Genomic DNA, 21,910 nt, shown 5'->3' on the forward strand with positions numbered 1-21,910 from the left:
TTACGCATGAACAGCCCTGGTGGTTTCAGTCGCCCGGTATTAAATCAATGTCATGTTCTGGTTTGCTCACAGCACATCTGTTTAAGCGCCCGGAACGTACAACTAAACCAAACAGGTTTACGGAGTACAGGGTGCACCCACAAGACTGGATATCGGTAGAAGAGGCAGGATTATATTGTCATCCTGCGAAGCTTTACATCGACCCGATGCAACCGGCGGAAAACGCCGTGGTTACCCATGGTCATGCTGATCATGCCCGCGCAGGTCATCAACATGTATTCGCTTCAGCTGAAACCCTGGCGATCATGAAAACCCGCTACGGTGAGGAGATGGCAGAACGCACCACTGCGCTTAAGCCGGGCGTTCCCGTGTCATTGGGAGACAGTGCAGACCCTGTCACTATGACCCTCTATCCTGCCGGTCATATTCTTGGCTCTGTCCAGGTGCTGCTGGAGTATCGCGGAAGCCGCCTGGTGATATCCGGTGATTACAAGCGTCGTCACGATCCTACCTGTCCGCCCTTCGAAGTGGTGCCCTGCGATGTGTTCATTACTGAAGCCACCTTCGGTCTGCCGGTATTCACTCACCCGCCAATCAGTCATGAAATCGATAAGTTACTTACATCACTAAGCGTTTTCCCTCACCGATGCCATCTGGTCGGCACCTATGCGCTGGGAAAATGCCAACGGGTGCTTATTGGTTTGCGGGAAGCTGGCTATCACAAACCTGTTTATCTGCATGGCGCACTGCTCAAATTATGCGAGCTCTATCAGCAACAGGGTATAGCACTGGGAGAATTGATTCCGGTCAGTGACGTGGAGGATAAGACCTCTCTTGCCGGCGAAATTGTCTTGGCCCCGCCCTCAGCACTGGCTGATCGCTGGTCCCGTTCCCTGCCAGATGTACGCACCGTGATGGCATCAGGCTGGATGCAGATTCGTGCCCGCGCCCGGCAACGCCAGGTTGAACTGCCCCTGATTATTTCCGATCACTGTGACTGGCCGGAGTTACTGCAAACCATCGAAGAAGTCTCTCCCAAAGAAGTGTGGGTGACTCATGGCCGCGAAGATGCACTGATGTATCAGGCAAATCTGATGGGTTTTAAAGCCAGAGCGCTTTCTATGGTCGGCTACGATGACGATGAGGAAACCGGCTGATGGAAGCATTCAGTGATTTACTTGAACAGCTTTATTTTACCAGCGGCACCAACGCCAAAGCCGCGCTGATTTCCCATTACATTGCTACCACTCCGGATCCGGACAGGGGCTGGGCAATCGCGGCCATCGCCGGTGAACTCAGATTCGATTTTTTTAAGCGCAATACAATAAAAACCTTGATGCTTGAACGCATCGACGAAAATCTTTTTGCCATGAGCTACGACTACGTAGGCGAGATGAGCGAAACGGTGGCGCACCTGTGGCAACCTGAAACTCAGCCCTCAGGCGATGTTGTGCTGCCCGGTCTGAATGAGATTGTCGAATCATTCCGCGAGGCGAAGCGGACAGAAGTAAAACCGTTGCTTACTGCCCTTCTCGATAACATGACAGCCTCTCAGCGCTGGGCGCTGATAAAACTGGGTACACGGGGATTGCGCATAGGGGTTTCTGCCCGCAGCATTAAGCAAATCCTTGCCAGCTACGGTGAAGTGCCTGTAGAAGAAATTGAAGCCCTCTGGCATGGCGTCGAGCCACCTTACACTGAATTGTTGAACTGGCTGGAAAATAAAGGGCCGAAGCCGGATATTTCTGACCGGGTTACCTTTCATCCTGTGATGCTTTCCCACCCTATCGATGATGATACACGGGAAAAACTTGCCGCGGGCGAATGGCAGATTGAACCCAAGTTCGACGGCATCCGTGTGCAACTTGTATCGGCTCCTGCGGGCAAAGCCCTGTTCAGCCGCACCGGTGACGATATCAGTGGTTCGTTTCCGGATCTGCTGGACACCATCGATCATAACCTGGTACTCGATGGTGAATTACTGGTGATGCACGGCGATAAGGTCGATACCTTCAATCAATTACAGCAACGATTAAATAAGAAGAAACCCTCCGCAAAACTTATGCAATCACTGCCGGTAGCAATCATGGCCTATGACCTGCTGGAACTTAATGGCGAGTCACTGATGGCCTTGCCATTAACTGAGCGTCGTCAGCGCCTGGCGGATTACATTAAAAAATATCCGGGGGAGCGCCTGCATTTATCTCCCACCTACAGTGTGAGTGATGTGGCTGAACTGGAGGCACTGCACAGGGATGTCACAGAAGACACCTCCATTGAAGGACTGATGCTGAAACGCAAAGACAGTACCTATGTACCCGGCCGCCCAAAAGGGCTGTGGTATAAATGGAAACGGGATCCCCTGTTAATTGATGCAGTCGTTATGTATGCCCAGCGCGGACACGGCAAACGTTCCAGCTTTTATTCAGACTTCACCTTCGGTGCCCGGGAGGGCGATACACTGCTCCCGGTGGGCAAAGCTTATTCCGGCTTCACTGATGAAGAACTCAAGAAGCTGGATAACTGGGTACGCCGCAATGCAACGGGTCGTTTTGGTCCGGTAAGGGAAGTAAAAAAGGAGCTGGTGGTAGAAGTCGCGTTTGATGCTGTATATCCCTCAAGCCGGCATAAATCAGGGGTAGCTTTACGCTTCCCCCGCATTCACCGTATCCGCTGGGATAAACCTGCCGCAGAGGCCGATACGCTGGAAACCCTCAAGGGCCTGATTGAGAAAGCACCTGAGCAACCAAAGTAAATACTGTCAGGAATCAGCAGGCCGTCTGGCGTTTCTTACCGCTTTCGGGTGCATCAGCTTTTCCAGTTCCGACAAGTATCCGGCGATGTCGCTGTGCGTTTTTTTGTCATCTGTCACTGCGTTATACAGCCAGTGATAGGTATCTTCATAATCGTAAGGGCTGCCGTGACCATCGAGAAACAGTTGCGCAAGTTGCATTTGTGCTTTTAAGTTACCCAGTGCTGAGGCTTCACGGAGATAAATGACTGCACGCTGTTTATCTGTCTGCACCAGGGTGCCTTTGGCATAGTACCGGCCCAGTTGCTCAAGCGCAGCTGGCAATCCCTGTTCCGATGCATCACGGATAAATCCAATCCCGCGCTCAGGTTCGGCATCCACACAGACCCCCCAGGCCAGCATATCGCCCCAGAGAAACTGATAAGCGGGCTCCTTCAGCACTTCTGCGTGGGCTTCAATATCCTGTACCAGCTGACAACGATCGGTGACCACCCGTGTAAGATGCTCATTTTTGTTGATCATGTTGATAAGTTCATCCTGTGTGTACAGTTGCACGGCTTTGATCTCCTGAGCAGAAGACACATTAAGCCCGGCAACACACAGCAATGATGTAAACAAAAGAATTACGCGATTTTTCATGTGAAAACCTGAACTGTCATTAACCCCGGTGCCGGTGAACGATGCCGTCAGTAACAGGCATCGCACCGCTATGTTTAATTTATCGGCGGGGTACGGTAAAGCTTAAGCTGCAAGCTTAGTTCAGTTTCATCGATAATGCTGACTGGATGTGCCGGGCATGCTCTGCCAGGTCTACGCCCAGGTCGGTAAGATAGCCGCCGTCAGGCTGAGTAATGATCCCTTTTGAGTAAAGACGTTCTGCGGCATGAACAACTGACTGGCTGGCGTCGTGATGAATTTTCAGTCCCTGCATGAGACTGGACGCCGGAAATTTAAGAAGAAGATTTAACTCGTCGACCATATCCTGATCTACTAACACCATTACACTCTCCTGACACTGTTATTGTTTGAGTGCACCACAGCAGGGTTAATTGTAAGGCAAATACTGCGGGTACATCCGCTATAACACTACCATTTGCAGCCGCTGTCCAGATTAATTTATATCAACAACCTGCTGCTCAATTAAGTTTATGACACAAACCGGCATCCCCTGAAACGGATCCGGCCGTTAAGTGATATACTCCGGCTACCATTCTCAGGATGCAATAAACACGGAAACGATGAAATACAAAGATCTACGGGATTTTATTGAGCAACTTGAAGCCAGAGGCGAGCTGAAACGCATTACACAGGAAATCGACACCGACCTGGAAATGACGGAAATCGCCGACCGTACATTGCGGGCCAAAGGTCCGGCCCTGTTATTTGAGAACCCGAAAGGGTCAGACATGCCGGTACTGGCAAACCTGTTTGGTACGCCGGAACGTGTAGCACTGGGAATGGGCCAGTCATCAGTATCGGCGCTCAGGGAAGTAGGTAAATTACTTGCCTACTTAAAAGAGCCCGAGCCGCCTAAGGGTTTGAAGGATCTCTGGGAAAAATTACCGGTGTTCAAACAGGTTCTGAACATGCCGGCCAAAGAAGTGAAGAAAGCGCCATGTCAGGAAGTGGTGCTCAGCGGTGATGACGTCGACTTATCTAAGCTGCCGGTTCAGCGCTGCTGGCCGGGCGATGCAGCGCCTTTGATCACCTGGGGATTAACGGTAACAAAAGGTCCGCACAAAAAACGTCAGAATCTGGGTATTTACCGTCAGCAGGTCATCGGGAAAAACAAAGTCATTATGCGCTGGTTATCCCACCGTGGCGGTGCCCTGGATTTTCGTGAATGGTGTCAAACCCATCCCGGCGAACCTTATCCGGTGTCTGTAGCGCTTGGCGCAGATCCGGCCACCATTTTAGGTGCCGTAACCCCGGTGCCGGATACGCTGTCGGAATATGCCTTTGCCGGCTTGTTACGTGGCAGCAAAACAGAAGTGGTAAAATCTCTCAGTAATGACTTGCAGGTGCCGGCCAGTGCTGAAATCGTGCTGGAAGGTTATATCGCTCAGGACGAAGTAGCACCGGAAGGTCCCTACGGTGACCACACCGGCTACTATAACGAAGTCGATTCTTTCCCGGTGTTCACTGTCACCCACATCACCCACCGTCAGAAACCCATTTATCACTCTACGTATACCGGCCGTCCGCCGGATGAGCCTGCGATTCTGGGTGTAGCACTGAACGAAGTGTTCGTGCCTATTTTGCAAAAGCAATTCCCTGAAATCGTCGATTTTTATCTGCCGCCGGAAGGGTGTTCTTACCGCATGGCGGTCGTCACCATGAAAAAGCAGTATCCCGGCCACGCCAAACGGGTGATGATGGGCGTCTGGTCGTTCCTGCGTCAATTCATGTATACCAAATTTGTGATTGTGTGTGATGACGATGTGGACGCCCGTAACTGGGAAGACGTGATATGGGCCATTACCACCAGAATGGACCCTGCAAGAGACACTGTTCTTATTGAGAACACTCCCATTGATTACCTGGATTTTGCCTCTCCGGTTTCCGGTCTGGGGTCTAAAATGGGTATGGATGCCACTAATAAAATGCCGGGTGAAACGGACCGCGAGTGGGGCACGCCTATCGTCATGGATGAAAACGTGAAACAGCGCGTGGATGACATCTGGGACAGTCTTGGTATTATGGACTAATTAGCGGGGAGAGTGTGGGCAAACCATTGGCTGGTGAAGTCTGTGCGAAATTCAAACACGCATTATTCCCAACCTCCGCAAACATATTGTGAGCATAAAGCCGGACGCAGGCGTGAAAGACGGGGAATGTATGTGTAATTAAAGCCCTCCGCAGCAGGGATGCTGCGGTGGAGCGCCCATGGATGGGTTTACCGCGTGTTTTAATTGCACATGCACTCCCCTCTCAGCCTGCGTCAGAACTTCAACCAATCAAAGAGTAACTATGTCGGAATTTCAGTGTAAGGTTACGGCCATCACGCCGTTAACTGAGGTCGTTTATAAAGTTGAGTTAACGCCTGCGCAGCCGGTGGATTTTAAAGCCGGTCAGTACATCATGGTGCATATGGGCGGAAAAGATAAGCGTCCGTTTTCCATCGCTAATCCGGCTTATGACAATGGTCGAATCGAATTGCACATTGGTGCAGATGAGAAAAACGCTTACGCCACCGAAGTCCTCGACAAAATGCGTAATGAAGGTGAAGTCACCTTAAGTGGCGGTCATGGAGAAGCATCACTACAAAGTGATGGTTCAGACATGATTCTTATCGCCGGTGGTACCGGTTTTTCTTATACCTGGTCTATTTTGCAGCAGGCACTGAAAGATCATGCAACCACGCCAGTGACCCTTTACTGGGGCGGACGCAATCAGTCAGATCTCTATCTATTCGATGAACTGACAGCATTAGCGGCTAAGCATGACAATTTCACCTTCGCTCCGGTAGTAGAATTTCCTGAAGAAGGCTGGCAGGGTAAAACCGGTTGGGTTCACAAAGCTGTGATGACTGACTATCCGGATTTATCTGACAAGCAGGTTTATATTGCAGGGCGTTTCGAAATGGCCAAAGTGGCACGGGATGACTTTACAGCATGTGGCCTATCCACCGGTAAACTCTTCGGTGACGCCTACGCCTTCATATAAAGACGCGGGCCTTCTCATCAAGCCAACGTATGTTTCAGAAGCTCCTCATTACAGGGAGCTTTAATTTTAGCTTTGAAGAGCCCGTCATATGCCACCCAGTACCGAAGTGTTTTTCCTGTATTATTTATAAGTGTATCTGCTCCCAGCGAAGTTGGTAATATGACGAAATAAGCATCATTGGTAGTCACTACACTGCTCAATTCTCCTACGGCAACTTCAGAAAAAGCACTTTCCACATTTGAAGGCAAAGTTCCCTGAACGAATTGTCGTCCTTGGCGCATGTTGGCTTGTTTTATGTCCCGTGTTTCACTTCTGATAAATTCTCGAATTTTTTGATATTTGTCTTTGGATTGCAGTATAGAATTTCTCAACTCTGCAATCTTTTTGTACTGATCATGCCCGTTTACAGTCTTAGGCAATTTTAAATAGAAACCGCTGTACAGAGGGTTTTCGGCAAGATAGCTTTTTAAATCTTTGTTTTTCAGGTTCTGACCTTTTTCTCCGAACCACAAATTAAACAATTGTGCAGCTTTAAGCTCCGTTTCCTGTAGATAGCTATATACCGACTCGTTCACGTAATGCCTTGCTATGATGCGAAGATATTCCGTAGCATTCCCGTATATTCGAATATTCGCTTCCCTTTTTTCCGAGAGGTAGTTTCTGTCAGCGTCCGTCAATGATATTCCTGATGACTCTGCATAAACATTAACACTTCTTTCGTAACAAGCCAGAGCTAATGCTTCCGTTCGGACAAGCTCCTCACTAATCTCCTGACCGTTACTTTTCATTATTCTACTCACATAGCGCTGCCATAAACTATATTCGGGTTGGTAGAGCGGCAACCCAAGCATAGTTATTACGGGTTTACTATTCTCTTGGTCATCAGCCAGGCATGGGGTCTGTATAAAAATAAAGAACGCTAAAATTTTACACAATGAATTCACACTAAATCTCCAAACCTCCGCATATGTCATAAAAATGGGCGACAAAAGACGCCCATATTCATAGAAATTATTCGCTGTCGGTTACCTGTAAAGTCACTTTACCGCTATACATACCGGGCTCAATATCAACTTGCACACCATCTACTAGCAAATTTAAATTCATACCATCCAGTGCACTTAGTGTTGCGCCGTCCTCTATGTTGAGTGATGAAATATAAGAGGTAGTTGTCACTGTCCAACTGGATGTGCTGTCCATGAAAACTGAGATCGTATCTTCAGCTTCCACTTCTGTATATTCATGAACAACCTTTCCAATCAGGTTGTAATTGACGTAACCGTCAGATTCAAGAACATCGGTAAAGAAAGAAACCGCATCATCGTAAAACTCCAGATAACCCGGCGTCGCTTCAGATGTTGTAATTGCACCAGTTAATGTCGCTCCTTCTAATGTCAGCGAAAGCGAGCCGTTCGCAGTGTTACCGTTGATAATGTCACCCGTTAGCGTCACGTCCGATAACGTTGCAACAAGTTCAGATGATGCTCCTCCATCATTGAGTTGAGAAGCATCCCCACCCTCAGGAGGTTGATTTCCACCTCCGCTCTCGCTACCAGTATTCAGGCTTTGCAGGTAGGCTCCGTAGGGATCGTCGTTTTCAATCATTTCCAGAAGAACATTATTTGAAGCAACTAATGTGGCGTTATCAATAATAATGGTGGGAAACGAACTTTTTGCCTGAATGACAGCTTCCTGTGTTTCAAATACAGTACCATTCTCAATCCGTAGCTCACCAGTTCCACTATGCAGCATGACACCAATTCTGGCAGACTTTACGTAGGAGCTATCTGTGAATGTAGTGTCACCGGGAGCAGCCATAATGACGCCATAGTCCACAACATCCATATTACATCCGCTGAAATAATCCAGATTATTACCAATAGAATAAGCGCCGTAACCGCTCTCGATAGTTTTGATGTCTGAATTAATGCAGTAAAGCCGGCTGTCACTGGTATCATCGGTCGATAGCACTCCCCATCCCTGTGATGTGATAACAGAATTGATGTAGTAAGCAGTACCATTTCCTACGAGGTTCGTTGATCTGACATTGCCGGTAATACCAAGCATCCACGGCGCTTCCATCATCCGTCCCAAATCCACATTGAACGTATAATCTTCGGGTAGCGTGCCGTTATAGGTTTCTATAACCGCATTGTTGACTGTCATTGTACTATTTCCGCCAACAAACACTGCGGTACGTATCGCACCATTAGTTGTAATCACAGCATCGTTTACCTGCACATTGGCGTAGCCTGAAGACATAATAGCTGCGCCATATCCGGAAAAGTCGTTACCACCGTTTCCGGTAAAATCCATAGTCGGGCTATCTATCAGATAGTCATAAGAATCTGTACTTTCAGCACTACTCGTCACCACAATGCCATTGAAATTTGCTCCGGTAGATGAGATAACCAAGTCACTTGCAGTTGCGTCATCAACTTCCCCCTGAGCCAGAGCTGCCAATACAGATTTCTCAGCTACATAAGCGCCGTCCTCAATATAAACAGCTGTTCTGAAATAATTGGTAATGCTGTCACTGTAAACTACCGGAATAGAGTCTGTAACACTTAAAACAACGTCTCCGGAATACTCACCGCTTGCTATTGCTGTCTCCACAGAATCTACCGTTAATGTGAGCGACTTTCCTTCAGGCGCAGTTACACTTGCGTCCTCTTCTATTATCAGCACATCGTATGAAGTGCTTTTGGTAATCTCCACGGACTCCCCACTAGCTATTGTCAAAGTTACGTCTTCGACAGTGTTTTCATTATTATCTTCGGTAGAATCACTGCCGCATGCAGAAAGAGCCAGAAGTGTGGAAATATATACTGCCGTGTATCGATGAATTGAGTGTTTCATTATTATCGCTCCGCAATACCATTCTTTAATAAAAAGTTAATTTCGCGTAAAAATTAATCGCAAAACTACTATTATCGAAGTGACAAAAAGTATGAAATCGTGATTCTCAATGTATTTAATTCATCAATAAAATTGTAAATTCGCTTCTTTACATAAATAGACTGATGGACTCAAGTGGTTTCCCGCTCCTCAGGATTACAGAGTGGCTTACCCGACTGAACCAGATAAGCTTAAGTTGCCTTACCAAAATATTCGATGAATTAAAGGCTTAGACGGTCGTGCATTGTGTTACCTTTTCAGTTACATAGTAGAATCAATATGAATAAGAGTTAAAAGTATCGGGGCATGTAAAACCGATATCCCGACAGCCACGCAACCATAAGCGTGGCACTTACAACAGGCTTGAAGGAGTGTTTATGCTACCACGCACACTGGTTGCTACTACCATGCTGCTGTCCGCTTCAGCGATAGCAGCCCCCACCGCTAACGACGACCCGCGCCTGCACGATATTGCTAAAGCAATTTCTGCAGACCGCATTGAAAAAGACATCACTACACTAGTGAATTTCGGTACCCGTCACACGTTGTCTGAAACCAAATCAGACACCCGTGGCATTGGTGCGGCCCGTCGCTGGATCCAGAAAGAATTCGAACAAATCTCCGCGGAATGCGGCGGCTGCCTTGAGGTTACCACGGTCAGTGACACCATCAGTGGCGAGAAGCGAATTCCCGATCCGGTGGAAGTGGTCAATGTTATTGCTATCCAACGGGGAACCACCGACCCGGACCGCTACGTGATCATGTCCGGTGACATTGATTCACGGGTATCAGATGTGATGAATTTCACATCAGACAGTCCCGGCGCAAACGACAACGCCTCAGGTGTTGCCGGTACATTAGAAGCGGCACGGGTTCTCAGCCAGTACAAATTTAACGGCACTATTGTCTACGCAGCCCTTTCCGGTGAAGAACAGGGTTTATTCGGCGGTAAAATTCTTGCCGCAAAAGCGCAGAAGGAAGACTGGCGCATAAAGGCCGTGCTGAATAACGATATGATTGGCAATATCGAAGGGGTGAACGGCGTGATCAATAACAGTACCGCCCGCCTGTTCGCTGAAGGAACCAGAGTCACTGAAACTGAGGCAGAAGCCCGTACCCGGCGCTTCACCGGCGGAGAAGTGGATTCTCCCAGCCGTAATCTGGCCCGTTATATTGATAAAATTGCTGATCAGTACATCGAAAATTTAGACACCATGGTGATCTACCGGCTCGACAGATTTGGCCGCGGCGGACACCACCGGCCATTCAATGATTTAGGCTATCCCGGTATCCGCATCATGGAAACCAACGAGAACTATACCCGTCAGCATCAGGACTTACGCACGGAAGACGGCATCGTATATGGCGACACCCTTGATGGCGTTGACTTCGACTATGCAGCCAAACTGACCGGACTGAATGCAGTGAGTCTGGCTGCTATGTCCTGGGCACCCGCTCCGCCGGCAGAGGTATCCATTGAAGGAGCGGTAAAACCTTCCACCACGCTGAAATGGAAAGCCGCCGACAGCAAACAAAACCCTCAGTTAGCCGGTTATAAGCTGTACTGGCGCTACACCGATGCACCGCAGTGGCAATACAGCAAATTTGTCGGCGATGTCACTGAAGCCACACTGGAAAATATTGTCATCGACAACTACTTCTTTGGTGTTGCCAGTGTCAGCAAGGACGGCATTGAAAGCCCGGTGGTCTACCCGGGCGCAGCCGGCAGTTTCGGCGAGTAAGCCTGAAACACAGCTTGCGACCCGTCTCTGCAAGCTGTCCTCACACTATCCTCAGGTTAAAAGCGTGACAGGTTGTCACGCTTTTTCTGTATTAATCCCCCCGGGACGCTACACTTTTACAATAAAGCCGGTTACGGTAGACGACTCTGCCCGAATGACTCCGTACTGGCAGACGTATTTAGGAAGTATTTGATGATAAAGGTATTTAGCGGTTTAATTTTGACGGGCCTGTTTTGTCTGACGACCCCGGCTCAGGCAGAAATAAAACTGGGCGCCTCTCCTCTCGCCACTTACATTGATAACGAAGGTGAGCCTGCCAGGCTGAACAGTATTGTCACTGAGGCCTTCAGGCGTATGGACACGGACGTGACGTTGCAAGTGATGCGCAGGGCCTTTTTAGGCGGTGCACTGACTACCGGCCAGCTTAACGGAGAATATGCGTTTATCAGTCTTGATGACAAACAGAGTAACGCCCTCTATTCAACTCCGTATCTGCCTTTATACCTGTATGCAGCCAGCAAACGTCCTGCGGTAAAAGAAATTAAATTGTTGCCTCAGTTACAGGACAGCCGCACTGCTATCGAAAACCGTTTTGCTAATACCACGCAGATCCGCGCCGTGCGCGAGGTGAAATGGTCCCGTACGCCCACTACATTCGATGCATTTAAACAATTTGCTGATGATCGTACGCCCCTGCTGATGACTTCAGCTTTACTGATTGATGAATTTAACCTTTTACTGCTGGCAGATAATGAGGAACTGGTCTCCCGCTCGGCTGACGCCCTCATCACCAGCGGCTTCCACCTGATGCTGGCAGAGGATACAGCCGCTAACAGAGGCCTGATCTCAACATTTAACAACACCATTTCACAAATGCAATCTGACGGCACCTACAACACGCTGTTAGGAAAGAGCTGGCTGAGTAAAGACATCAACAACGACGGCATTGCCGATTACATTACGTCAGAATCGGTTTTCCACGATACCACCCCGCCCTCAGCCGCAACGGCGTATCCACTGGACTCAACCCGCCCCGCCGCTGCCAGTGTCTATATGATTGACGGCAACCGTTACGATAACTGGCAGGATGCAGTAAACGTGTTACAGGCACTGACACCGGCGGCGACGCAGCTCAGCCTGCTTGATGCCGATATATACAAAAAAATTATCCGGCAGTGGTAGTAAGAAACATTTTATTCTATAAAAAAATTAAACTAGCAAATTCTAACGGAACGCCTACATTTAAAGGGAGTCACCCGATAAATTTATTTTATCGTGGTGAACTAAATTTCTCTGTAACACGTTAGACATATTACTGTCATAATTATATGATAGTGACGGGTAAACCACAGGAGGGCTCATGAATATGCATGCATTAACCAAGTCATTTACGCGGTTTTTTGAGCGGAGCCATCCATATACAGTTGCATACTATATTGGAAGGAAAAATGCTGAGAAGATTTTTGATTGCAAGATCAAGAAGAAATCCAAGCTACTCGCTGACTCAAATCACTAGCGTCAACACCCGATAAACAGGCCTTGTTCACAAGGCCTGTTTTTATTTGTGCCGGAAAAAATTAAAAGAACGCTTGCAGTCCGGTTTGCGCCCTGCCCAGAATTAACCCGTGAATATCGTAAGTCCCCTCATAAGTATTCACTGTTTCCAGATTCAGCATATGCCGCATAACATGGAACTCACCGGCAATCCCGTTGCCTCCGTGCATATCTCTGGCTTTACGCGCAATATCCAGCGCCTTTGAACAGTTATTACGTTTAACCAGTGAAATCATCACGGGATCAAATGCGCCGTCGTCAATCAGTTGCCCCACCCGCAAGCTCCCCTGCAAGCCCAGAGCAATTTCCGTCTGCATATCCGCCAGCTTTGTCTGGAAAAGCTGAGTCTGTGCCAGTGGCCTGCCGAACTGCTTTCTGTCGAAGCCATACTGCCGCGCAGCGTGCCAGCAAAACTCTGCCGCCCCCATGGCTCCCCAGGAAATACCGTACCTGGCCATATTCAGGCAACTGAAAGGCCCCTTCAAACCGCGCACTTCAGGAAACATATTCTCCTGCGGCACAAATACGTTATCCATAACGATTTCGCCGGTAATAGAGGCATTAAGCGACAACTTGCCCTTAATTTCCGGTGCCGACAAACCGGCCATGTCTTTTTCCAGCACAAAACCGCAAATCTCATCGCCCTCATCAGTATTTTTCGCCCATACCACAAAGACATCGGCTACCGGTGAATTAGTGATCCACATTTTATTGCCTGTCAGTCTGTATCCACCCGGCACTTTTTCCGCGCGGGTTTTCATTCCCGCCGGATCCGAACCCGCATCCGGTTCGGTTAAACCAAAGCAACCGATAAATTCACCGGTAGCCAGTTTGGGCAGATATTTTTCTTTCTGTTCAGTGGTACCAAATGTCGCAATGGGATGCATAACCAGCGAAGACTGTACGCTCATGGCGCTGCGGTAGCCGCTGTCGACCCGCTCCACTTCTCTGGCAATCAATCCGTAAGAGACATAATTCACCCCGGCGCAGCCATAACCTTCAATAGTTGCGCCTAGCAAGCCCGTTTCACCGAACTGGCGCATGATGGCCGTATCGAAAGTCGCTGTCCGGTTAGCCTTTTCGATGCCCGGCATCAGTGCCGTCTGGCAGAAGTCCCTGGCCGCGTCACGGAGCATACGCTCTTCGCCGGTCAGCTGCGTTTCAAGATGAAAAATATCATTCCAGTGAGGATTAGCAGAGGCTGTCACGATGAATTCCTGTTGTGCATTTGAACCTGCACACAGTATCACACGGGTGACATCAGCGGATCACCTGTGAAGTGAAAGAAGGAACTGATTGCTGTCAACCTGATACAACACAAAGTATTGCACGTTGTCAGCCTGCGCTCACAGATGAGTCAGGGGCATTTCAGTGGAATATTTGATTTGTTCCATAGCAAAACTGCTGGTGACATCGCTCAAATCGATGCCGGATACCAGCCGCTTGTAGAAGTGATCAAAGCTTTGCATATCAGTAACCAGCACTTTAAGCAGATAATCATACTCGCCGGACATGCGGTAAAACTCGACCACTTCTTCAAAAGAGGAAGCATGGCGGGCAAACTTGTCCAGCCACTGCGCATCGTGACGGGATGCCTTTACCTGCACGAACACTGTCATGGTTAAGCCAAGATGCATAGCACTGAGCAGAGCCACACGCTTGCTGATCAGCCCGTCGTTTTGCAGTCTCTGGATGCGGCGCCAGCACGGTGTCGTCGTCAGCCCCACCTGTTCTGCAATATCGCTTACCGGTGTTTCGCTGTTATTCTGTAACGCCGCTAAAATGGCCTTGTCGGTTTTATCCAGTACTGCTTTTTTCATCTGTGGCGTCCCATATGCGCTGCTTTCGCCTATTATGTCAACCACAGCGCAATTGCCAAGCCTGAAAGCATCACTGCCAGTGAAGTAAAGAAGCTGTAGCGCATTTTCGGGACTTGCAAATATTCGTGGATCACGCTGCCAAGTACCGTCCACAAGCTGTTTGCAGCCAGTCCGCTTAAGCAAAACACAATGATGAGGGCCAGACTGTCTGTGACCACACGGTCGGGTGACACAAACTGGCTGTAGGCGGTGATCAACATCAGCCAGGCTTTGGGGTTCAGCGGGTGCACCAGTATGCCTTTAAAGAATCCGGGGGCTACAGCGCTGGCCCTGCGGGATTCGGCGTGTCTGACCCGCCATAAGCTGTAAGCAAGATAAAGAATGTAGAACGTACCGGCCACTTTAATGAACGTCACCATCACAGGAAACTGCTGAAAAACACTGCCTAACCCGACGCAAATCGCCAGAGCATTAATCACAAACCCTGTTACCACCCCTGCCATTAGCGGCAGCGTGCTGCGTATGCCCAGTTGCACACTGGTGCCCAGCAAGGTCAGATTAGCCGGTCCCGGGGTAAACGTCATACTGACAGCAAACACCACCAGCAAACTCAGATTCTGCAATTCCATTTTCTTTTCTCTTAAACAACGTACTTAACATTACCAACGTGATTGATATACTGATTGAGCAATCAATAAACACAAAAATATAAATTGTTACCCTATCAATGTGAGAGCAGAAAATGTGGAAACCGACAATTGATGCCACCAGCGACAAAAAGCTTTACCTGCAAATTTGCGACGGTGTGGCACAGGCTATTGTCAGCGGAGAGTTGAAGCGGGGCGAGCAGCTTCCCACCGTACGGGCACTGTCAGCGCTGCTGAATGTTACACCGGGAACCATAAACCGTGCCTTTGATGAAGGAGTGCAGCGGGGAATCATTGAGAAAACACAGGGAAAAGGGACGTTTGTAAAACAGCAAAAACAAGGACGGACGATCAGTGCAGCGATGCTGCCCGGACGCAAAGATGTTTTCGACTTCACATTGAATCAGCCGGCCTGCCTGAACATAGAACCCATTCTTTCAACCCACCTTCAGAACCTTGCCCGTCAGAATGATCCCCGCCTGTGGTCGGTTTACGGCGATACCCGCGGACTGCCAGAACACCGGGAGAGTATGGCGGACTGGCTGAATCTGAGGGGAAATAACGCTGACCCGGAGAATCTCTTCCTCCTTGCCGGAGCCCAGCAGGGCTTGTTGTCTTCCCTGATGTTGTTATGCAATAAGGGCGACACGGTAATGGTTCAGGAAACCACTTTCCCCGGGATCCGTGCTATTGCAACACTGCTTGGATTGCAATTGCAGCCAGTGGCCATGGATGAGTACGGACTTGATCTCAACGACTTCAAAGCACGGTGCAAGCAGGCCACCAGCCAGGTGCTGGTTATTCTGCCGACAGCGCACAATCCCACCGGAAAAACCCTCTCTCAAAGTCACCGGGAAAAGCTGGTGAAAATTGCCCGCAAATACGACATTTATCTGGTGGAAGACGATATCTATCTGCATGCAGAACCGGTTGTGTCACTGCAACAGCTTGCGCCAGAACGCACTTTTCACGTATCGGGGTTTTCCAAATGTGTCGCACCGGCGTTAAGGGCCGGCATGCTGGTTTGCCCGCCACAATTTACCGGTAGTCTGGCACGGGTGATACAGGCACAGAACTGGTTTACACCACCGGTAACTACCGAACTGGCTCACAGGCTTCATACAAGCGGCGATGCCGTTACCATTGAGCAGGCCAGGCGGGAAGACTGCATAGAGCGTATTGCGCTGGCCAAAGGGATTCTGGGCGAAAAACGTATTCAGTACGACCCGGTGAATTTGCACATCTGGCTGAAACATTCTCCGCGGCTTGATAATGCCGCCGTGATCAGCCGCCTGAACCAGTTGGGTGTAGATGCACTGCCATCGGTGTTCTTCCATGTGACAGAAACGTCTTCGGCGCATTTACGTCTTTGTCTGGGTAATCTCACTCCTGAGAACTTACAACAAGGTCTGGAGATTATTGCCAGAGAGCTGAACCCGTCCTTGCCGGAACGGGCAATCATCTGATCGCCGATTGCAGCCCGTCAAAGACCGGCCCGGGCAGTTTCCCGGGTTCCAAAATAGTGCCGTTACCCGCCAGCATCTCAGGGCAAGTCGACAATTCTCCGGCCTCTTAAACTGGAAAATACCTTTTTTTCGTCAAAAGAAGTGAATATGGCAAGACTGATGAGCGGTTACATTAAAGGGCTGGATGTAGACGTGAAACCCGTGTGGTTGCGATCATCCGTAAGCGGCGCAAAGAAAATTAAGCCTTCAGCCTTCATCACCGCTGCTCAGTAACTTTACCCCGCCAGTAATATGGTCAGCTCCTGGGCACCGAACATTACAATTTCAAATGCAATCAGGATGATGATGATCCATTCCAGAAACGAAGAATGCTTGTGCTTCAGCTCATCAGCCAGCATCTCAAACAATTCATGAATCACATTCAGTTTGTTCGACAGTAAATCGACTCTCGGACGAATATCCAGATATTTCATTGTGGCATTATAGGCGTCTTCGAACTCAGGGTATTCCCAGAAAAATTCCGGCGTATCCAGCAAACCATAGTGCAAAAAAATATCGCTTTTGGTACTGAAAAGGTGACCGCGAATGCTGGCCAGCTTCTGTCTGCTCAGATTAATTTTACCTGATTCTGCCAGTGCCTTCGGCAAATACGCATATTGCTGAATGGTCTTTTCCGCCTGATATTCATACTGATTCAGTTTGGTCGACTGCGCCAGCGCATGACTGACAGCCAGTCGCATCAATGCCTCACCGGCCGGAAGAGAAATCAGGTCGCCCTGCAATTTGAGTAACTCAGCGCCAGTGTTAAAACGCACATGCTCCTGATGTTCACAGGAAAGGGCATCACTGCTGATTTGCAGGCGGTGCAAAAACGCCAGACGTTCGTCTTCGTCGACGCCCCAAAATACCAGCACGCCGTAGTCAAACAGCCATCCTTCTCCGCCCGGCAGCGGCAAATGCACAGCATCCCGGTAGCGTGTTCCGTGCTGAGACTGGCTTATTGTTGTGGTGTCAGATTCTGATAGTACATACACTGAAACCCGATCATTTGAGAAATCCATACTGGTTTCCGACTGGTTAAAAAACGGGCTGATTATGCGCTTAATTTCAGTTATCACCTAGAAATATAAATCATTAATTTTCATAAAGTTACGATAATTACAACTCATATCTGGCATGCTTTCTCTGGCTCCTCATTGCACGAACACCTTTTTCTCAGATAATTGATTTTGTCACCGCCACTGACTTACTATGAAATACCTGACAAATTACGAGCGTTAATTATGAAAAAAGCTGTTTTCGCATTGATTGCATTAACTTTTACCCTGGCCGGTTGCGCCCCGGAAGTTGGCTCAAAAGCCTGGTGTGCTGATATGAAAGAAAAACCTAAAGGCGACTGGACGGCAAACGAAGCCGGCGACTTTGCCAAACACTGTCTGTTCAGCGACGACGATTAATCGTTACTCCCTTTAACCAGCGGATTGCTGAGCGGTCTCCGGCAATCCGATGTCATCCTGCCGGGCCGGTATCTGACACTGTCCGGCCTTATCCCCTGCGCTTACATTCTCTGTCTATGCTTAACTCTGGCACGGTTCGTGGACTATTTACTCCGGAATATGAGTATTTCTGAATACCGTTTTCACCGGATTCCGGAAAACTGTTTATTCCAATCAAAGGCTTAGCCTTATGCATCACAAATTATATTTTGCAGTAACCGGCGCAGATCTTTTCCGGTTTGTTTGACATGTGTCGCTAAACACCGACAACGTCACAACGGAAACAGCACCGCGAACGGTATTTGGGGACACGATGGCAAGGATCAGGGTTATTGACGGCGATATTACGCAACTGGAAGTGGATGCCGTCGTAAATGCAGCGAATCCGACGCTGCTGGGCGGTGGCGGCGTTGATGGTGCAATCCACCATGCTGCAGGGCCGGAGCTTTTTGAGTATTGCAAAGCAGTTGGCGGATGTAAAACCGGTCAGGCTGTACTGACACCGGGTTTTAATCTTAAAGCGCCGTATATTATTCATACCGTGGGGCCGGTATGGCGCGGCGGCGTGAACCATGAAAGTGACTTGCTTTCCAAGTGCTACCGGAACAGTTTACGCTTGGCGAGTCAGCATAACATTCAAACCATTGCTTTTCCGGCGATAAGTTGCGGCATTTACGGATATCCGGTGAATTTAGCCTGCGAGGTTGCGTTGGGCTCCATCCGCTTTCACGCCAGCGGTACAGCACTGCCTCACACCATCTACCTGGTGTGTTTTGGTGAGGAAGTTAAATCAGGGTTCCGTCAGCTTCTGGGCTGACCCTGACTGGCTGGTATGACTAAACACGTACTGGTAACATTTCATTCACATAAATGCTAAAAGTCGTAAAGATTGCGCACCAGCACCGCACCCACCAGACTGTACAAATAACAAACAAACCCTTACTTCCCTTTTCCCCCTCCGTATAATACGCGCTCTTCAAAAACGGAGGGCTTTCACATGCAAAAACCAAAACACAGTGTGGTTGAAGACATTTTTGCTTTAGTCAGTGCAGGGCTGTTCGTTGCCTTTGGTGTATATTTATTTCAGTCGCAGAACCTGATGGTCGGCGGTGCTGCAGGGCTTGCGCTGCTGGGAACTTATGCATTACCTGTAGACTTCGGGGTGCTGTTTTTCCTGATCAACGTGCCGTTTTATGCCCTTGCGTGGACCCGTATCAGCAAACGCTTCACCATAAACACGTTTATCTCCGTGTCTACCGTCTCAGTACTTACTGATCTTATTCCCCGCTTTGTGGATGTCAGCAGTGCTAATCCGGTTTTCACTGCAATATTCGGCGGGATCCTCATTGGCGTGGGCATGCTGATCATGTTCCGTCATACCTCAAGTCTGGGCGGTCTTGGTATTCTGGCGTTCTATCTTCAGCAACGTTTCTCCATCCGTGCCGGTACTTTTCAGCTGTCAGTAGACACCGTTATTTTGCTGTCTTCACTGCTGGTACTCGGCTGGCGTCTGGTACTGATGTCGGTGCTGGCAGCGTTCTGTCTGAACATGGTGCTGTCCTTAAATCACCGGCCGGAAAGATATACTCTGCCGTCATTATCCAAACAGGATGATAAACTGCCTGGTGCCGGCGAAGCCAGTTAGTCCGGGCGGACGTGCACCGCCCCCCACTCAGGGCCATACTTAGCTTCAATGATCTTCGTCCGGATATCTTCGGGCAGGAATGGTCTTACAGTACCGGCAAGTCCGCCGGCCAGTACCAGTTTTCCCTGACTTTTTTCCATGGCAATACGGGCTATTGATGATAAATAGTCCGTGCCGGAGCGAACAATATCTGAAGCATACACATCGCCCTTTGCCGCACAGTCAAACACAAGTCCGGCGGCGCCGGCAAACTCAGCCGGTTGCGCATAATTAAGTTTGTTCACGAATTCCCGGGGGGTGCCTGCGCTGAAATGTGCACAGACCGTTTCAGACAGCTGTGAGGCCGGCAACACACCATCCAGCGCTTCCAGCGTATGCCGCACCGCTTCACGACCGAACCAGGCACCACTGCCCTTATCACCGATATTAAAACCGTGGCCACCATACTGAATACAGTCTTTGCCACACAGTGCGGCTGCGCAGGAGCCGGTACCGGCAACCAGAACAGCACCGTTCTCACCACCGTGCGCCCCTACCAGCGCAGTATGCAAATCACTGGTGAAACGAAATGAGGCAAAAGGATGCTGCCATTGACTGAGCAGTTCTGCGGCTTCTTTCACCGTTGCACCGGCCAGACCCGCACTCACATGACACTTTGCGAGCACCGCAGCGTCATTCTCATTAATCGCAACGCCTGCATTTTGCAGGGCCAGTAAAACCGACCGGATAATGGCCGGCAGGGCTTCTTTGCCAATCCTGGCCACATTAGCAGGACCGCTTAATCCCTCACCTGCCGGTTCAACGTTTTCATCAAACACAACGGCCTTACACTTAGTGCCGCCGCCATCGACTCCGGCAATATACTGCTGGTTATTCATTTTTTCTTTTATTCTCACGGCTAATGCTCAGGAAGGTACTGCATACCTGCCGGAATAACAATGTGCACCTCAGTTAAAAGAAAATACTAACTTGTACTTGTTGTTTCAAATCCCATGAATAAATTAAATTTCGTTACAGAACAATATAAATGTATTTTTTGTGGCATGATGGGGTTTATGTCCAACGGACTGACAGGATTTTCTGATTGAAAACAACGATCAAGGATGTCGCAGAACTCGCAGGCGTATCCTTTAAAACCGTTTCACGGGTTGTGAACAAAGAACCCAACGTGAGCGAAGAAACCGTTGAAAAAGTGCAGGCTGCTATAAGACAGCTGGATTACCGCCCCAATCCAGCTGCAAGAAACCTCGCCAGTGATAAGTCCTATTCTATAGCCTACGTCTATGACAATCCGAACGCTTATTACGTTATTGATATGCAGAAGGGCTTGTTAAGAGAATGCAGAAACAATGATTACGACCTGCTGATCCATCCTTGCGAAACCTCAAATGAGGATGTCGTCAGCGATATTCTTCAAATGGCAAGCCGCTCAAACCTGGCTGGCCTGATATTGTCTCCGCCATTATCCGAAATGCCGGAATTACTTAATCAGATAGTTCATTCCGGATTGCCGTTTGTGGGTATTGTTTCAGGCGTAGCCCCTTTCGGCATTCAGGGGAAATGGCTGTGTATTGATGATTTTCAGGCTGCCTGCGATATCGTGAATCACCTGATCCGCCAGGGCCACAAACGCATTGGCTTTATCTCAGGCAACAGAAATCACCGCTCCACACTGGAACGGGAACGGGGTTATCTGGATGCACTGGAAAATTACCGCCTGGATACCAGTGCAGAACTGAGGACAGGCAGTGAGTACAATTTCGAAAGTGGTGCGTCGGCTATGAAGCAGTTTCTCGCGCTGAAGAACCCGCCGACAGCGGTGTTTGCCTGTAATGATGAACTCGCCGCCGGCGCTTTACTGGAAGCCAGACTGAATAATATTCAGGTCCCTCAGGACATGGCGATAGCAGGTTTTGAGAACAGTCCGTTTTCGCGGCAAACTTCTCCGGCCATAACGACTGCAGAACAGGATACCGTGGCCATAGCCCGTAAAGCCGCCGGCTTGCTCATCGACACCATTTCACAAAGCAAACGACACGCTAAGCCGGTATTTGAAGAAACGGACAATATCTCCTATTGCCCGGAATTGATAATCAGAGACTCCACAACGAAAAAGCCCGGCAACTGAGCCGGGCTTTGTGTCATTTCGCTTTAGGCGGTGTCGCCTTTGGCACAGATCCTTGTTGAGTAACGGGACGTGAATACGCACCTCTGTTCACTCTCG

At 49.1% G+C, this 21,910-nt stretch carries 21 protein-coding genes; 12 read left to right on the forward strand and 9 right to left on the reverse strand.

Annotated elements, in window-relative coordinates; all coding sequences use genetic code 11:
• Positions 1–131: 131 nt before the first annotated feature.
• On the forward strand, positions 132–1,157 hold the full coding sequence (locus ACXAGC_RS18780) for a ligase-associated DNA damage response exonuclease (protein WP_474846245.1): 1,026 nt from the start codon (positions 132–134) through the stop codon (positions 1,155–1,157).
• Positions 1,157–2,755 carry a cisplatin damage response ATP-dependent DNA ligase gene (locus ACXAGC_RS18785; protein WP_474846247.1) on the forward strand — a complete coding sequence of 533 codons (1,599 nt, stop codon included), beginning with the start codon at positions 1,157–1,159 and terminating at the stop codon, positions 2,753–2,755. The genes ACXAGC_RS18780 and ACXAGC_RS18785 overlap by 1 nt, the downstream gene beginning before the upstream one ends.
• A 6-nt stretch (positions 2,756–2,761) precedes the next feature.
• Here ACXAGC_RS18785 and ACXAGC_RS18790 read toward each other — a convergent pair whose 3' ends face one another.
• On the reverse strand, positions 2,762–3,391 hold the full coding sequence (locus tag ACXAGC_RS18790; protein ID WP_474846249.1) for a tetratricopeptide repeat protein: 630 nt from the start codon (positions 3,389–3,391) through the stop codon (positions 2,762–2,764).
• Positions 3,392–3,506: 115 nt separating this feature from the next.
• A complete protein-coding gene (locus tag ACXAGC_RS18795) occupies positions 3,507–3,752 on the reverse strand; it encodes a TIGR02647 family protein (RefSeq protein WP_119502642.1) in 246 nt (81 codons plus the stop codon).
• A gap of 238 nt (positions 3,753–3,990) precedes the next feature.
• On the opposite strand from ACXAGC_RS18795, the gene ubiD reads away from it, so the two are divergent.
• Complete coding sequence (gene ubiD / locus ACXAGC_RS18800) at positions 3,991–5,460, forward strand: 4-hydroxy-3-polyprenylbenzoate decarboxylase (protein WP_474846251.1); 1,470 nt, start codon at positions 3,991–3,993, stop codon at positions 5,458–5,460.
• Between the two features lie 262 nt (positions 5,461–5,722).
• The gene (gene fre / locus ACXAGC_RS18805; protein WP_474846253.1) at positions 5,723–6,418 is read left to right on the forward strand and encodes an NAD(P)H-flavin reductase; all 696 of its coding nucleotides are present in this window, start codon (positions 5,723–5,725) and stop codon (positions 6,416–6,418) included.
• A 17-nt stretch (positions 6,419–6,435) separates the two neighbouring features.
• Here the strand turns inward: fre and ACXAGC_RS18810 are convergent, their stop codons facing one another.
• Together ACXAGC_RS18810 and ACXAGC_RS18815 are read right to left on the reverse strand one after the other, a co-directional pair.
• Complete coding sequence (locus ACXAGC_RS18810) at positions 6,436–7,362, reverse strand: hypothetical protein (protein WP_474846255.1); 927 nt, start codon at positions 7,360–7,362, stop codon at positions 6,436–6,438.
• 67 nt (positions 7,363–7,429) lie between these two features.
• Positions 7,430–9,277: a hypothetical protein gene (locus ACXAGC_RS18815; RefSeq protein ID WP_474846257.1), complete on the reverse strand. Its 1,848-nt coding sequence runs from the start codon at positions 9,275–9,277 to the stop codon at positions 7,430–7,432.
• Between the two features lie 446 nt (positions 9,278–9,723).
• Here ACXAGC_RS18815 and ACXAGC_RS18820 point away from each other — a divergent pair, with 446 nt between their 5' ends.
• Entirely contained in the window at positions 9,724–11,058 is a 1,335-nt protein-coding gene (locus ACXAGC_RS18820; protein ID WP_474846311.1) for a M28 family metallopeptidase, read from the forward strand.
• A 192-nt stretch (positions 11,059–11,250) separates the two neighbouring features.
• Positions 11,251–12,240, forward strand: coding sequence for a substrate-binding periplasmic protein (locus ACXAGC_RS18825; protein ID WP_474846259.1), 990 nt, complete (start codon positions 11,251–11,253; stop codon positions 12,238–12,240).
• Between the two features lie 395 nt (positions 12,241–12,635).
• Here the strand turns inward: ACXAGC_RS18825 and ACXAGC_RS18830 are convergent, their stop codons facing one another.
• From ACXAGC_RS18830 to ACXAGC_RS18840, 3 genes are all read right to left on the reverse strand, one after another.
• Positions 12,636–13,748 carry an acyl-CoA dehydrogenase gene (locus ACXAGC_RS18830; RefSeq protein WP_474846313.1) on the reverse strand — a complete coding sequence of 371 codons (1,113 nt, stop codon included), beginning with the start codon at positions 13,746–13,748 and terminating at the stop codon, positions 12,636–12,638.
• 210 nt (positions 13,749–13,958) lie between these two features.
• Positions 13,959–14,432, reverse strand: a complete 474-nt coding sequence (locus ACXAGC_RS18835) for an Lrp/AsnC family transcriptional regulator (RefSeq protein WP_181013636.1) — start codon at positions 14,430–14,432, stop codon at positions 13,959–13,961.
• 32 nt (positions 14,433–14,464) lie between these two features.
• Positions 14,465–15,061, reverse strand: a complete 597-nt coding sequence (locus ACXAGC_RS18840; RefSeq protein ID WP_474846261.1) for a LysE family translocator — start codon at positions 15,059–15,061, stop codon at positions 14,465–14,467.
• Positions 15,062–15,174: 113 nt separating this feature from the next.
• Between ACXAGC_RS18840 and ACXAGC_RS18845 the strand changes: the two genes are divergently transcribed.
• Both ACXAGC_RS18845 and ACXAGC_RS18850 read left to right on the forward strand, forming a co-directional pair.
• Complete coding sequence (locus ACXAGC_RS18845; RefSeq protein ID WP_474846263.1) at positions 15,175–16,545, forward strand: aminotransferase-like domain-containing protein; 1,371 nt, start codon at positions 15,175–15,177, stop codon at positions 16,543–16,545.
• A 147-nt stretch (positions 16,546–16,692) separates the two neighbouring features.
• The gene (locus ACXAGC_RS18850; protein WP_474846265.1) at positions 16,693–16,818 is read left to right on the forward strand and encodes a hypothetical protein; all 126 of its coding nucleotides are present in this window, start codon (positions 16,693–16,695) and stop codon (positions 16,816–16,818) included.
• 2 nt (positions 16,819–16,820) lie between these two features.
• On the opposite strand, the gene ACXAGC_RS18855 is transcribed toward ACXAGC_RS18850, so the two are convergent.
• Positions 16,821–17,606 (reverse strand): RMD1 family protein, encoded by a 786-nt coding sequence (locus ACXAGC_RS18855; protein WP_474846267.1) that lies wholly within the window; start codon positions 17,604–17,606, stop codon positions 16,821–16,823.
• 222 nt (positions 17,607–17,828) lie between these two features.
• Between ACXAGC_RS18855 and ACXAGC_RS18860 the strand changes: the two genes are divergently transcribed.
• From ACXAGC_RS18860 to ACXAGC_RS18870, 3 genes are all read left to right on the forward strand, one after another.
• A complete protein-coding gene (locus ACXAGC_RS18860) occupies positions 17,829–18,002 on the forward strand; it encodes a DUF3012 domain-containing protein (protein ID WP_119503495.1) in 174 nt (57 codons plus the stop codon).
• 352 nt (positions 18,003–18,354) lie between these two features.
• A complete protein-coding gene (locus ACXAGC_RS18865; protein WP_474846269.1) occupies positions 18,355–18,858 on the forward strand; it encodes an O-acetyl-ADP-ribose deacetylase in 504 nt (167 codons plus the stop codon).
• A 180-nt stretch (positions 18,859–19,038) separates the two neighbouring features.
• Positions 19,039–19,686: a YitT family protein gene (locus ACXAGC_RS18870; protein ID WP_474846271.1), complete on the forward strand. Its 648-nt coding sequence runs from the start codon at positions 19,039–19,041 to the stop codon at positions 19,684–19,686.
• Here the strand turns inward: ACXAGC_RS18870 and ACXAGC_RS18875 are convergent.
• Positions 19,683–20,582: a glucosamine kinase nucleotide-binding domain-containing protein gene (locus ACXAGC_RS18875; RefSeq protein WP_474846273.1), complete on the reverse strand. Its 900-nt coding sequence runs from the start codon at positions 20,580–20,582 to the stop codon at positions 19,683–19,685. The genes ACXAGC_RS18870 and ACXAGC_RS18875 overlap by 4 nt on opposite strands.
• A 188-nt stretch (positions 20,583–20,770) precedes the next feature.
• On the opposite strand from ACXAGC_RS18875, the gene ACXAGC_RS18880 reads away from it, so the two are divergent.
• Positions 20,771–21,814: a LacI family DNA-binding transcriptional regulator gene (locus ACXAGC_RS18880; RefSeq protein ID WP_474846275.1), complete on the forward strand. Its 1,044-nt coding sequence runs from the start codon at positions 20,771–20,773 to the stop codon at positions 21,812–21,814.
• Positions 21,815–21,910 lie beyond the last annotated feature (96 nt).

The sequence above is a fragment of the Alteromonas sp. AWJ4_197 genome (genome assembly GCF_056160285.1).

Coding starts and splice junctions, on each gene's coding strand:
- ACXAGC_RS18785 (WP_474846247.1), top strand. CDS start 1,157: ATGGAAGCATTCAGTGATTTACTTGAACAGCTTTATTTTACCAGCGGC.
- ACXAGC_RS18830 (WP_474846313.1), bottom strand. CDS start 13,748: ATGCTCCGTGACGCGGCCAGGGACTTCTGCCAGACGGCACTGATGCCG.
- ACXAGC_RS18865 (WP_474846269.1), top strand. CDS start 18,355: ATGGCAAGGATCAGGGTTATTGACGGCGATATTACGCAACTGGAAGTG.
- fre (WP_474846253.1), top strand. CDS start 5,723: ATGTCGGAATTTCAGTGTAAGGTTACGGCCATCACGCCGTTAACTGAG.
- ACXAGC_RS18825 (WP_474846259.1), top strand. CDS start 11,251: ATGATAAAGGTATTTAGCGGTTTAATTTTGACGGGCCTGTTTTGTCTG.
- ACXAGC_RS18860 (WP_119503495.1), top strand. CDS start 17,829: ATGAAAAAAGCTGTTTTCGCATTGATTGCATTAACTTTTACCCTGGCC.
- ACXAGC_RS18855 (WP_474846267.1), bottom strand. CDS start 17,606: ATGGATTTCTCAAATGATCGGGTTTCAGTGTATGTACTATCAGAATCT.
- ACXAGC_RS18840 (WP_474846261.1), bottom strand. CDS start 15,061: ATGGAATTGCAGAATCTGAGTTTGCTGGTGGTGTTTGCTGTCAGTATG.
- ubiD (WP_474846251.1), top strand. CDS start 3,991: ATGAAATACAAAGATCTACGGGATTTTATTGAGCAACTTGAAGCCAGA.
- ACXAGC_RS18795 (WP_119502642.1), bottom strand. CDS start 3,752: ATGGTGTTAGTAGATCAGGATATGGTCGACGAGTTAAATCTTCTTCTT.
- ACXAGC_RS18845 (WP_474846263.1), top strand. CDS start 15,175: ATGTGGAAACCGACAATTGATGCCACCAGCGACAAAAAGCTTTACCTG.
- ACXAGC_RS18790 (WP_474846249.1), bottom strand. CDS start 3,391: ATGAAAAATCGCGTAATTCTTTTGTTTACATCATTGCTGTGTGTTGCC.
- ACXAGC_RS18850 (WP_474846265.1), top strand. CDS start 16,693: ATGGCAAGACTGATGAGCGGTTACATTAAAGGGCTGGATGTAGACGTG.
- ACXAGC_RS18820 (WP_474846311.1), top strand. CDS start 9,724: ATGCTGCTGTCCGCTTCAGCGATAGCAGCCCCCACCGCTAACGACGAC.
- ACXAGC_RS18835 (WP_181013636.1), bottom strand. CDS start 14,432: ATGAAAAAAGCAGTACTGGATAAAACCGACAAGGCCATTTTAGCGGCG.
- ACXAGC_RS18870 (WP_474846271.1), top strand. CDS start 19,039: ATGCAAAAACCAAAACACAGTGTGGTTGAAGACATTTTTGCTTTAGTC.
- ACXAGC_RS18815 (WP_474846257.1), bottom strand. CDS start 9,277: ATGAAACACTCAATTCATCGATACACGGCAGTATATATTTCCACACTT.